Annotated in this window: 11 protein-coding genes and 3 pseudogenes; 6 read left to right on the top strand and 8 right to left on the bottom strand. The window is 33.0% G+C overall.

The window, feature by feature from the left end; all coding sequences use genetic code 11:
* Window positions 1-220: 220 nt before the first annotated feature.
* Window positions 221-931 (top strand): hypothetical protein, encoded by a 711-nt coding sequence (locus tag SB773_RS22345; RefSeq protein WP_410592162.1) that lies wholly within the window; start codon window positions 221-223, stop codon window positions 929-931.
* Window positions 932-1,295: 364 nt separating this feature from the next.
* On the opposite strand, the gene SB773_RS22340 is transcribed toward SB773_RS22345, so the two are convergent.
* Complete coding sequence (locus tag SB773_RS22340; RefSeq protein WP_410592160.1) at window positions 1,296-1,502, bottom strand: hypothetical protein; 207 nt, start codon at window positions 1,500-1,502, stop codon at window positions 1,296-1,298.
* A gap of 200 nt (window positions 1,503-1,702) precedes the next feature.
* On the opposite strand from SB773_RS22340, the gene SB773_RS22335 reads away from it, so the two are divergent.
* A complete protein-coding gene (locus SB773_RS22335; RefSeq protein ID WP_410592158.1) occupies window positions 1,703-2,311 on the top strand; it encodes a DUF3967 domain-containing protein in 609 nt (202 codons plus the stop codon).
* A 368-nt stretch (window positions 2,312-2,679) separates the two neighbouring features.
* On the opposite strand, the gene SB773_RS22330 is transcribed toward SB773_RS22335, so the two are convergent.
* The 5 genes and pseudogenes from SB773_RS22330 to SB773_RS22310 form a co-directional block, all read right to left on the bottom strand.
* Complete coding sequence (locus tag SB773_RS22330) at window positions 2,680-3,234, bottom strand: HNH endonuclease (protein ID WP_410592156.1); 555 nt, start codon at window positions 3,232-3,234, stop codon at window positions 2,680-2,682.
* A gap of 706 nt (window positions 3,235-3,940) precedes the next feature.
* Window positions 3,941-5,071, bottom strand: coding sequence for an MFS transporter (locus tag SB773_RS22325; RefSeq protein WP_410592153.1), 1,131 nt, complete (start codon window positions 5,069-5,071; stop codon window positions 3,941-3,943).
* 160 nt (window positions 5,072-5,231) lie between these two features.
* Window positions 5,232-5,858 (bottom strand): FMN-dependent NADH-azoreductase, encoded by a 627-nt coding sequence (locus SB773_RS22320; RefSeq protein WP_410592151.1) that lies wholly within the window; start codon window positions 5,856-5,858, stop codon window positions 5,232-5,234.
* A gap of 226 nt (window positions 5,859-6,084) precedes the next feature.
* Window positions 6,085-6,719 (bottom strand): annotated as a pseudogene (locus SB773_RS22315) (DsbA family oxidoreductase).
* 234 nt (window positions 6,720-6,953) lie between these two features.
* Window positions 6,954-7,028, bottom strand: coding sequence for a hypothetical protein (locus tag SB773_RS22310; protein ID WP_410592285.1), 75 nt, complete (start codon window positions 7,026-7,028; stop codon window positions 6,954-6,956).
* Window positions 7,029-7,050: 22 nt separating this feature from the next.
* Here SB773_RS22310 and SB773_RS35380 point away from each other — a divergent pair.
* A pseudogene (locus SB773_RS35380) lies at window positions 7,051-7,128 on the top strand (IS6 family transposase); the annotation flags it as partial.
* Window positions 7,129-7,206: 78 nt separating this feature from the next.
* On the opposite strand, the gene SB773_RS22305 reads toward SB773_RS35380, so the two are convergent.
* Complete coding sequence (locus SB773_RS22305) at window positions 7,207-7,806, bottom strand: DUF3238 domain-containing protein (RefSeq protein ID WP_410592149.1); 600 nt, start codon at window positions 7,804-7,806, stop codon at window positions 7,207-7,209.
* A 157-nt stretch (window positions 7,807-7,963) separates the two neighbouring features.
* Window positions 7,964-8,548: a DUF3238 domain-containing protein gene (locus tag SB773_RS22300; protein ID WP_410592147.1), complete on the bottom strand. Its 585-nt coding sequence runs from the start codon at window positions 8,546-8,548 to the stop codon at window positions 7,964-7,966.
* Between the two features lie 707 nt (window positions 8,549-9,255).
* On the opposite strand from SB773_RS22300, the pseudogene SB773_RS22295 reads away from it, so the two are divergent.
* From SB773_RS22295 to SB773_RS22285, 3 genes and pseudogenes are all read left to right on the top strand, one after another.
* Window positions 9,256-9,411 (top strand): annotated as a pseudogene (locus tag SB773_RS22295) (GRP family sugar transporter); the annotation flags it as partial.
* A 245-nt stretch (window positions 9,412-9,656) separates the two neighbouring features.
* Window positions 9,657-11,375, top strand: a complete 1,719-nt coding sequence (locus tag SB773_RS22290) for an NAD-dependent malic enzyme (RefSeq protein ID WP_410592145.1) — start codon at window positions 9,657-9,659, stop codon at window positions 11,373-11,375.
* A 123-nt stretch (window positions 11,376-11,498) separates the two neighbouring features.
* Window positions 11,499-12,455: an AEC family transporter gene (locus SB773_RS22285; RefSeq protein WP_410592143.1), complete on the top strand. Its 957-nt coding sequence runs from the start codon at window positions 11,499-11,501 to the stop codon at window positions 12,453-12,455.
* Window positions 12,456-12,649 lie beyond the last annotated feature (194 nt).

Below are 12,649 nucleotides of genomic sequence, written 5' to 3'. Positions count from 1 at the left end.
TTCCTATTTAGCAACAGCGCTGCGAGGATAGATTCCTAGGGTATCCCTCTCTCTATTAAATTTTCTTTGTATACCCCTATAAAGAATTTTATAGTCTGTATCTGTGCAATCGATAATTGAATATTCAGTTTAATATTTATCAATCTAATGATTAATACAAATATTTTAAAATATGTTAATATATTCATGTATTTGTAAAATATTTCTAGGAGGTATTTGGATGATAACTAAAAAATTTGTAACTGGTACTATTGTATCGACATTATTGGTTCTTTCTGCTACTCCGTCTTTAGCGGCTGTTAATGAAAAACAGGTACAAAAAACAAATTCTGTTCAAGAGGTTCAAAGTGAAAAAAGTGCAGAAATAAAATTTAACAATGAACAAGAGATGTACGATATTGCACAAAAAGCAGAGAAATATTTTGTGAAGAATGTAGATGGTACACTGAGCCTTAATGCAACTGCGGAACAACTTGGAACTACTGAGGAAAATTTAAATCAGTATAGAAAAGGTGTAGAAGCTATTAATCTAGCAGTTGCAACTGGTAACGTGAAGGTCAATGTAAATGCAAATACGAATTCATTGGCATTAGAAACGGTTGCACCTTCAAATCAGTCAAGTCTTCCTAGTTGGACATGGGATAGTAATTTTTATGGTTGGAACTTTTATTTAAGTAACTCCGAATCAAAGACATTTGTATATAACTGTAATAAATGGGCGGCAGGTGCAGCTGGTGTTGCTGTTATCACTGGTTATGTAGCGGCCATGGGTGTACCTCAGGCTGCGGCAGCTGCGTTAGCGGCTGGGTTAATTTCAGCGGGGCTTTGGTGGGTAGGAAATGAAGTGGATTATAGAATGACTAGTAAAGGAACAAAAATATATTTGAGTAACTGGAATCCAGTAAATATTGTACAAATTTCTGGTAGATAAAATAATATTTTAAAAGAAAACAATGTATATTCATTGTTTTCTTTTATTTAGGAGGTTACTACATTTATGATTATATTTTTCTTAATATTATCTTTGTTTGGATATGTAATTTTAAAATACTCTAATATGTCTCTACCTATTTACATTACGTATTTTTTTAGCGCATTGATCATTATATGTGTATCTATATTAATCCTAAAACTAGATGTTAAACCAGAAATCAAATATACGATTTTTGGTTTTTCTCTCTTTGTTCTTTTGCATAATCTTGTCATAGGAGCGAAAATGTTATTCAAATGAATAATTTTTAATAATAAAGGCACTCATTATTTTATTTGAGTGCCTTTATTATTAAATGTATATATTATTTTTTAAATACACTTGGTTCTTCAACTCTAAAGGAAATTACTTCTCCGCAATCAAGACAAAATGTAGTTAATAGTTTAGATCGTTTCCCACCTTTGAAGATTGTACTAGCTATATTTTCATAAATATATGCATGGAAACCGTATCCTACTTTTCCTTCTTTAAGATTAGTAGATCCACATTTATCACATGCTGAATTTTGCATATTGTAAACCTCCTTTTCTATAATATTATCATGATTTTAATAAGGGGATCGTTTTTAAAAATTTTATTGTATTGAAAAATAATTTAAGATACCTCTATCCCGACAAAATACAGCAAAGACAGTACGAGCTTCGTCGATTGATTATTAAAGGTATTAGTCCTCATTTATTGAATTTTTCTTATAGGAGGTGGCGTAGCGCTATGGCAGAAATGGAGATAGTATACACCGCTAATGAGGTTTATAATCGTTTAGGAGTGAGTGGCAGCACGCTTAGAAAGTATTCAGATATTCTTGAGCGTGAAGGATATGATGCAAAAAAAAATAGTCGAGGAAGAAGAGAATATACAGAGTTTGATGTGTTACTTATTGAAAAGTTAGTAGAGTTGAGTAAGCAGGATGGTATGACCTTAGAAAAAGCAGCAAAAATGATTGCAAAGCAATTTGGAATCGATAATAAGAAGGGAGAAAGCCAGGGGACAGATGCAATACCTTATCAAATGCAGTATCAATTTCAACAACAATATAGCGCTATGATAGAAGAAATTAATAAGGTGCAGCAAGCGAACTTGTTAGAAATGGAAAAGAGACTAGGCGATCGTATAGATCAAAGGAATAAGTTAATTGAAGATGATATGAAAGATAGGAAGGAACGTGAAGAAAGGATAGAAAAAAGGTTAGAGCAAAGAGATGAAAACCTTATGAGAGTGATTAGAGAAATTCAAGATGCGAAAAGTACTATTGTATCAGCACAGGAAGAAGTAGCGGCAGCGAAAAAGAAATCGTGGTGGAAGTTTTGGGGTGATTTATAATTTTATAAATATATAAAAGTATAAATGGTGAAATGTATAACAGGAATCATAACTTTGCATAAAATGCAGGTTTATGCAAAGTTATGATTCCTGTTTTGTTATGCAAGGATATGCTTCCCTGGAGTTATTGCTTTTAATTTAATAAAAAAGAATGGATATTTTTATTTATCCTTTACCAAATGTTTTTACTTGAAATTTTATTCAATAAGGGCATTTTATGAAAAATTAGAGAATGAAATGATTTATGTGTAACGTTAATTAACTGATTGATTTTGAAGGAAGAATATCTTTTGTTTCATATATAGATTTGGAAAAGATAATTATTAGCCAAAGAACAGATAATGAAATACTATATCGTCAATCAAAACTTACACCTTTACTGGTACAGGAGGGTTAATATTATGTATAATGCTTTTCATCATTGAAATATATTCTTTATCTTCCTCAGTATACTTAAGTAAGTCATTATATAATATTTCCTTTAGTTTAAAGTCACCGGTAGTAGCATACAAATATATTAAGGGCTGTATAGAATCTATATGCCCCTTTCTTCTTTCATATAATTCTACTCTATCAAGGTCAAGTTTTTTTATTGTCATGAGAGCTCGTTCACTTCTTGCGGAAATTATGGGTCCCATAAATATTATTTCCTCTTCAGGTTTGTCAATATAAGGGTTTAATAATGGTGATTTTACATCATAATAATATCTTTTATTGAGATTGCATTTACCACATGCCAAGGTTAAATTATTCCATTCGAAAATTTTATCAGGAACTTTACTTTTATGCTCTATATCTCCATAATAATCATCAAGATTAAATGTTGATAAAACTTTCTCAAATTCATTCTTAGTCCAAAATTCAACTTTTACTTTTTCTTTTTTTATTGCACCTACTTGCTTAGCACGATTAGTTTTAATCATATTGAACTTAATGGCTTTCTCTAAAGTTTGAGAAAATAAACCCAAAACCATACGTGCATAGTTTTTTGAATATTGTTCAGTTAAACTATTTTTCTGAATTTGAATATCAAAATTGATAATGCCATCAACTTTTTTCTTTCCAAATTGGCTTTTAATTTTATTGAATATTTAATATATTAATACTTTCCCTGTAATTCATTTTATCGAGGAGAAATAATAAAATTACAGATGGGTTTTTGAAATAGAACATACTTAAAATTGGTTACACCCCTGCTAACTAAACCGTATAATCGTTCATCATCTACCCTTTTTTCTGTTTATAAAAACATTGAAGATGAGAGGTTTAGGTATTATATATTGCAAAATAAGAAGGATGTTTTTAACTGCCTTAAAAAGTTACTTAAGAAATAAATTTAAATATAAAAATAATTAAATGTAAAATATCTTAGGGTTAGAAATATATCAATGAATACACAGTGAATTTTTGAAGGAGAAATAAAAATTTTATCAGTGGGAATACAGGAGAACACTTACTGATGGAGGTCTTGCCGCATACCCAATAACCTCTAACAGGCTTCATTTTTTAAGTTAAGCTATATGGGTTATGAGATATGGAATAATTGTATACGACGCCTAAGATATCAAAAGCGCTATCCTTTCTGTGTATTTCCACAAAAGAATAGCGCTTTTTTCGTAAATTAAAAAGTTATTTTAGTGTCTTTTTTACAAACAAAGTAAAAATTAACAGACTAATAAACCCAGATACAGCACACACAATAAATAGCATTTGATACCCCATGAGCTGTGAAACAAATCCTAGAAGAATAGATCCTAAACCAATCCCTAAATCAAAAGCAGTAAAAAATGTAGCGTTCGCTACTCCTCTTTTCTCTGGTGGAGCTAATCGTAACGTTACTATTTGAAGAGCAGGTTGCGCTGCTCCAAATCCAATTCCGTACAAAATAGCTGTAATAACTAGTCCAACAAGCCCTTTTGTCATTGCTAGGACGAATAGTGCAATTATCATTATAATAAGCGCAGGAACAATAATGATTCCTTCTCCACGCTTATCGGATATTTTCCCTGCAATCGGTCTAATTACTATAAGTGTGACAGCATAAACTAAGAAAAAAGTACCAGCATTAGCTTGAATTTTTGCCGCAAACAATGGTAAAAATGTTGTAATGCCGCCAAAAGTAAGGGATAGGAAAAATGTCACAATAGCGATTGGTAAAACCATTTTTTCAAAAAATGATATTGGTTGTTTTGATGTAGGTTGAACTGCTGGGATTTTTGTACCAAATGCAAGTATGAATGCTATAATTGCTAATGCTGTGCATAGTAGAAATAGATAATGAAATGAAAATGATTTTACCACCCAAAGACCTAATATTGGTCCTAAAGCCATACCTAAAGTCATCGCAAGTCCGTACCATCCCATTCCTTCTCCGCGACGAGATGGTGGAATCACATCAGTCACAGCCGTTCCAATCGAAGTTGTAGCAATCGCCCAGCCGATTCCATGGATGATACGTAATACCACTAAAAATATAATTCCTGTTACCCAATCATAAAAATACATTGTAATTGCAAAAAATAGTAGTCCGCTTATTATAAATACGTGCCTGCCATATCGATCCATTAATCCGCCAACAATAGGACGTAAAATTACTGCCGATATTGTAAACACTCCAATAATAAATCCAACTTGAGATTCACTTCCACCTAATTGTTTAATAAACATAGGCAATGTTGGCATTAGTAAATAAAAACCACTAAATAGTAATAATGCTGTAATTGTCAGCATTATATAGTTCTTTGTCCACAATCGTTCCATTGTAATGTAATCCTTCTTTCGTTTGAATAATTTGGGAATGGAAAGCTCGCATCAATTAGGTTCTTACTGCTACAAAGTAGAGAGAGAAGCGAATAAAAAAACAGTACCATCGCTATAGAAGTGTTGGTACTGCCATAATGAGTGACGAGTGTTTTGTTAATTAGAACGTACTTGCTACTTTAATCGCTTTTGCAAGCCCTGCAGCAATAATACCTTCTGCCTTATCAGGGAATTGGTTGTGACCTTCAATTACTATTTTTTCTATATCTTTCGCACCGAAGAAGCTCATCATACTTGCTACATATTTAACAGCCATTTCCATTTCAGCTTTTGGTCCTTTAGAATATACACCGCCACTTGCGTTTAATAATCCAATTTTCTTATTTCCAATAAGACCTACTGGTCCTTCTGGCGTATACTTAAATGTTTTGCCCGCGCGGTTTAAGTAATCAATATATGTGTGTAGTACAGCTGGGATTGTTAAATTCCATAGCGGGAAACCAAATACAACTTTATCAGCTGCAAGGAATTGATCTAAATATTTATCAGCAACAGCTACTGCCTTTGCTTCTTCTGCTGTTAAATCAAATCCTCTACCAGACTTAAATGTACCGTTAATCATATCTACTCCTACATATGGCAATTCCTCATTGTATAAATCAAGCTCTACCACTGTATCGTTTGGATGTGATTCTTTATAACTTGCTAAAAAAGCATAATATAATTTCACACTAACTGCTTGATCTGCTGGACGGTTGTTTGCTTTTACAAATAAAACTGTTGTCATTCTCTTTTCCTCCTGTTACTCACTTTTACGTTGTTCTATATTTACCCATTAAAAATGGGTATCCCATTTCTTTTATAATAAAAACAATGTAGTCAACTTTATTGACTACATTACGTATAGTACAATGAAATTCAAGTGAAGTCAACTTAATTGACTTTATTGAATTTTATATATGAATCATCAAGTATTTATAGCATTAGCATTAACAATCTCCGTATACATTACATTACATTACATTGCGGTCCAGTCCATCTAACTCATTCTCTTTACCCTTTTCTAATTCTTGATCAATCGCCTTTGTTAATTTTTCTTTGCTAGCAAATCCTTGAATGACTTCGTCACCAATAATGAACGTTGGAACAGCCATAATTTGTGCTTCTTGATGGGCATGTCTTAGAGCTTCTTGATGTATTTCTCGGTACTTTCGTGATACTAATGCTTCTTTAAATGCAACATGAGAAAGTCCCACTTCCTCCGCCAATTTTGTTAGCACTTCGATGTCTTCAATATTTTTTTCCTCTTGGAAATGTGCAATAAACACTCTATGGTGAAACTCATTTCCTTTTCCAAGTTCCTTTGCAAATTGATAACCTTCAAACGCAAGGAGTGTATACGAACGAAAATGTGGTAACTTTATCTCTAATCCTAATTTTTCAGCAGTAGGATAAATAAATGAATCCCAAGCTGCCATTACACGAGGTTGTGTACGTGGATCAATTTTCGGAGATGGACTAGGACGCAATTCAAATGGCATCCATTCTACTTCTACATCTTTTTCCTTTACACCTCATCCAAAGGACCTGTTGCTAAAAAACAAAATGCGCATACAAAATCAGAATAAACTTTAATTTTTACAGTCATATATACGTTTCCTCACTTTTCTTTTTATCGCACCACTTGTAACTATATAAGTTATAGGTGGCGTAAAAAAATATACACTTTATACGAAGAATTTATTTTATTTACTAATAATGTAACGAGTTGTTCCATTGCCATATTCTCTAATACTTAATCCATCACTTCTTGTGTATGGGCTAAATAACCGTAAAATAATTTGTATATTTGCTCCCGTAGGATAAGTGAAATTTAGTTTTTTTATGGAAATAAAACAACTTTTCCCGTTCTTTTATTAACTGAACCATCTAGTGTTGTGACATGTTCTGTTGTTATACCCGTATTTGCATATGAGAAAAAACAAAGGCGAAGTCTTCAAATAGACTTCGCCTTTTCGGTGTATCATAATTTACAGCAATTACTAATAGCCGCATAATATTTCCTTATATATTCAGGCCCTTGTTTATCTTTTAAGAAACCTTGACTCTTCATTAAAAGGGAAATTATATTGTCTTTACAATACCTTTTTAAAACTATACTCCATTTCTCCACCTAGAGCTTCAGCTGTATCACCAGTTTCTCTGAAATCATGTATATGAATTTGTTCAAACGGACCAAAATCTGTTTGTTTATAAAATTCATAGCAAGGGAATCCATCATGTTTACCTTCAATATCAACAGTACCATCTTTTTTGACATGCACAGTTAAAAGATAGTCAACAGCAGGTGCATTTATATTTAATGGATTACTAGCACTTGCACTCATTTGAAACTTGACGTCATCAGAAACCCATTCAATATCAGTGCATACAATACGTTCTGTACTAGCTTTGCCTGTTTTTTTATTGACGGTACCATCTGGATTTGTAACTCTTTCCGTTGTTATACCCGTATTCCCATATGTGAAAATTTCTTTTTTATGAAAATCTACAACTACTTCTTGTTCAACTCTAGAACGCATAGCGTTTACAGCATAAGGGGTAAATTCACGTGAGTCACCTTCGAATTCGATTAAGTTTCCCTTTTGTTTATCTTCCTTAGGTCCAGTCCAACCTATTGCAGTCCAAGACATTGGAATGAATACACTTGCTCTAATTTTAACGATATTAGTCATGAGAAACACCTCTGTAATTTTAATTTTATTTTGGATAATACATAACCTTTCATCATTGAGAAAAACAGGTCACAATTTCTTTAGAACAATCAATTGTTTTCCTTTTATACTCGCTACTGCTTGTAAAGTGTGATACTCTTCTGATTCATATTTATATTTATATTGTCTTTTTAAAACTGTATTCCATCTCTCCAGCTAGCGCCGCTGGAGTGTCACCAGTTTCTCTGTAATCATGTGTATAGATTAATTCAAATCGACCAAAATCCATTTGCTTATAAAATTCATAGCAAGGGAACCCATCATGAGAACCTTCAATATGCAAAGCTCTACTTTTGTTAACACGTACAGTTAATAAATAATCAGCCGCAGGTGCTGCTGTATCTAAAGGGTTGCTGGCACTTGCCCTCATTTCAAAAGAGACTTCATCAGCGCCCCACACAACATTCGTACATACAATGTTTTCTGTACCTGTTTTTCCTTTTTTATGCTCAATAGAACCATCTGGATTTGTAATTTTTACAGTTGTAATACAAGCATCTGCAAATGTGAAAATTTCTTTTTTATAAAAATCAATAATCACTTCTTGCTCTAATCTTGATCGCATTGTGTTTACGGCGTATGGTGTAAATTCACGTGCATCACCAGTATACTCTAAGATTCTTCCTGTTGCAGAATCCTTAATAGGTTCTAACCAAGCATACGGAGCAAATACACTTCCTCTAATTTTAACGATATTAGCCATGAGAAACCTCCATAATGTATTAATTTTTGTTTCGGTGAATCCTATTCCTTTTATACTCTAAAAATAGTCAATTAAGTTTACTACGTTACTTATAGTACAATAGAATTCGAATTCAGTCAACTAGGTTGACTTTATTCAGGGAGATTTTATGTGTGAATCGTCAAATACTGAGTGAATTGGATCTCACATCACTTTTGCCATTATTCATTCTCACCTTTCTGTTTTTAATATGATAGATAATAAACCACATATAGGGTGGTCAATAAACTAATGCGGTTACAAAAAATAACCTAGGTAATTAATTAAACCGAAGGTTTTTTATTGTATTTATATTTTCCTTTCTAAAAAAACATTTATATAGGTTCATATTTTCTAAATTATTTCTATTAATTTTTTGATGTAAGTAAAAATAAAATCCTTATTCTATACGGTTTTAATTTTGTTTATATAGAGGAAACTATTTATTTACTAGCCGATAAAAAATAATTAGAAGTAAATTTCAGGGAAAATAAGGAAAAATAAAATTGTTGACTATTTAAAATACCTTGGTTACGATTAGTAACGTTGAGTGACGTTAGTTACTATTAGTAACCTTGAGTGGCGCAATCAAATAAGACACTTTACAAATACATTAAGGATTTAAGAAAGAAGGTTTGAATCAAATGGATATTCTCTGAACTATTCTTCCTGCACTATTTTAGGGAAGTATCGTCCTCTTCAATGTAAAGCTAGGTGGAGGGTCTTATAGTCAAACGATGAAAATAACGATTGGAGCACTGATCTTTTCAGTTGTTATCTATCTCGTTATTCATCCAGTATTGACTCCTTTGAATATTATTGTGGAAATCGTTTTTCGCTTATTTTAGGTCGTTAGACAAATTAATCTGTTAAAACGATTGAGTATGTTGACGTGTCAAAAACAATGACAATCTTGATATAGAACGTTGTATGACAGCCTAACGATTTTATGTGAAAAGGAACCTATTTAGAAAAAGGATAACTCATATTAAAGAAGCCATATGAATTTTTTGTTACTACCCAATTATGGTTCTCTAATAAATAAAAAAAAGAATACAATACAAAGCATCTAGAAAGAAGGAATCATCACATGAATACATTTAATCTTTCCAATGACGGATCTATTCAAACAAATTTGAAAGGGAAAAATCTTCTTGCTCAACCTTTCTTAAATAAAGGATTAGCATTTACAAAACAAGAACGTAAAGATCTTAGCTTAGAAGGGGTATTACCTCCAACAGTTTTAACGTTAGAAGAACAAGTTAAACGTGCTTATCTACAATTTAAAGAACAACCTAATAACTTACGAAAAAATGTTTGGTTAAACGATTTATCTAATCGCAATACCGTATTATTCTATCGATTACTAACAGATCATCTTAGTGAAATGTTACCTATCATTTACACTCCGACTGTTGGACAAGCCATTCAAGAGTATAGTCATGAATATCATCGTCCAGACGGTATTTATCTTTCTATTAATGATATGGATGGTATTGAAAAGGCATTTGCAAATAGTGGAGTTAAAGCAGAGGACATTGATTTAATTGTAGCTACAGATTCTGAAAGTATTCTGGGTATTGGAGATTGGGGAGCAAATGGAATTAATATTTCTGTTGGTAAATTGGCTGTTTACACGGCAGCTGCTGGTATCGATCCTAGTCGTGTGTTACCTGTTGTATTAGATGTAGGGACAAACAACGAAGAATTGTTACAAGATCCTCTTTATATTGGAAATCGACATGAACGAGTTCGAGGCGAAAAATACGACGAATTTATTGATGCATATGTTGAAAAATCATTAGAAATGTTCCCAAATGCTTTATTACATTGGGAAGATTTCGGTAATGTCAATGCTCGCAACATTATTGAGAAATACGGAGATAAGATTTTAACATTTAATGATGACATTGAAGGTACTGGAGCTATTACATTAGCAGCTATCCTTTCTGCTGTTCAAGTTACTGACGTTCCATTACGAGAGCATCGAGTAGTGGTATTTGGACCAGGAGCTGCAGGGATTGGTAATGCTGATCAAATTCATAATGCGATGGTGTTTGATGGTCTTTCGGCAGAAGAAGCATATAGTAGATTTTGGGCTGTTGATTACCGAGGACTTTTAACAGACGATATGCATGGTATTCTAAAGTTCCAAAAACCTTACTTACAAAAATCGGAAGAAGTAAAAGGTTGGGCGCGTGATGAATCCGGTAAAATAACTCTTCTGGAAGTAATTAAACAAGTAAAACCCACTATTCTTATAGGAACATCAGGTGTAGCAGGAGCCTTCTCAGAAGAAATCGTAAAAGAAATGGCCAAACATGTGGAACGCCCAGTCATTATGCCAATGTCAAACCCAACGCCATTAGCAGAGGCAACTCCGCAAGATTTACTTACTTGGACTGATGGAAAAGCACTAATTGCAACAGGTAGTCCATTTGAGCCCGTTTTTTATAAAGGGACAGTATATGAGATTGGTCAATCTAACAATGCATTTGTATTCCCTGGTTTAGGACTTAGTTCGATTGTCGTAAAAGCTAAAGTGATTACAAGTGGTATGTTTACTGCTGTTGCAAATGCTGTGACTGATATGACTGATAGTCGTAAAACTGGTGCTTCATTACTTCCAAGTACAAAGGACTTGCGTTCTGTTTCTATAGCAGTAGCAATTAAAGTTGCAAAAGCAGCTATTCAAGACGGCGTGGCTCAACATGTTCCAGAAGATGTTGAACAAGCTGTAAAAGATGCCATGTGGCATCCAACTTATAAGCAAATCAAAGCTAGTGAAAATTCGGAGATAGCTATGTAAGTTTAAATGAATGCCTATCACCTTGATAGACATCGGTATTTAATAGAAATTATTCACTTTGAAATTAAATCGTAATTTAGGATATATACGCTTAGATCATAGTGAAGTATGGAGGATTTTAAAATGGATATTAGTCAAATCTTTATTATTTTAACACCTATTTTCTTTACCATCCTATTAGGATATTTAGCTGGATATTTTAAAAAATTTGATGCGACGACATCAAAAGGATTAAATACATTAGTAACTAAATTTGCATTACCAGCCCATCTATTTGTGGGGATTACAACAACCCCTAAGCAAACATTAATTGAAAAATGGCCATTTTTACTTGCCTTAGTTATTAGTATTGTAGGTTTTTATATTGTTTTCTTGTTAATTGCTAAATACGTATTTAAGTTTTCATTAACAAAAGCATCAATGTTTTCTTTAAACTCAGCCCAACCAACTTTTGCATTTATGGGAACTCCGGTTTTAGGAAGTTTGTTTGGAGCAAGTGTGGCTGCGCTTCCAATTGCCATTACAGGAATCGTTGTGAATGCCATGCTAGATCCATTAGCTACTATTATTGGTGCAGTGGGTCAACGTCAGAATGAAGAGACTGACGAGAAAGAAAGTCTTTTGAAAGTAACTATTAAATCAATTTTACATGGTCTTTCAGAGCCGCTAGCTTGTGTTCCTTTAATTGGGGTTATTCTTGTGCTATTCGGGTTCCAGTCACCACATTTATTAGCGAAGAGTTTAGAGCAAATTGGTGGCATTACATCGGGTGCAGCGTTATTTGCAGTTGGGGTCACAATCGGAATTCGTAAAGTTCAATTTAGCCCAACTGCATTTGGGATTTCACTTCTTAAAGTAATCGTTCAACCACTTGTCATGCTTGGAATTGCGCTTGCAATAGGATTATCTTCAGATGACGTAACAAAGTTAGTTTTATTAGTAGCATTCCCAGGATCTGCAGTAGCTGCTATGATTTCAGTGAAATTTGACAGTCTAGCAGGTGAGACAGCTTCTTCTTTTGTTATTAGTGCGCTTATGTCTCTTGTCACCCTTCCCTTTTTGATTTCTTGGTTGATGTAAATATAGTTACTGTCAATCAATTGAGATTGTAAAGAATTGAACTGTACTCTATAAAATGGACAGTTTAATAAAAAGACTCTAAAAAATCAAGCAATAAAAAAGATGGTTTCGGTATTCTGATATGATCCCCTTATAGTAGACAGTTGAAAGAAAGTTACTTTACTGTTTATTATGGAGGGGATTTTTTTATGGGG

Origin of the sequence: Bacillus sp. SIMBA_074, from assembly GCF_046534555.1 — a bacterium.
Lineage (GTDB): Bacteria > Bacillota > Bacilli > Bacillales > Bacillaceae_G > Bacillus_A > Bacillus_A mycoides.
This window is presented reverse-complemented; position numbering and strand designations above follow the sequence as displayed.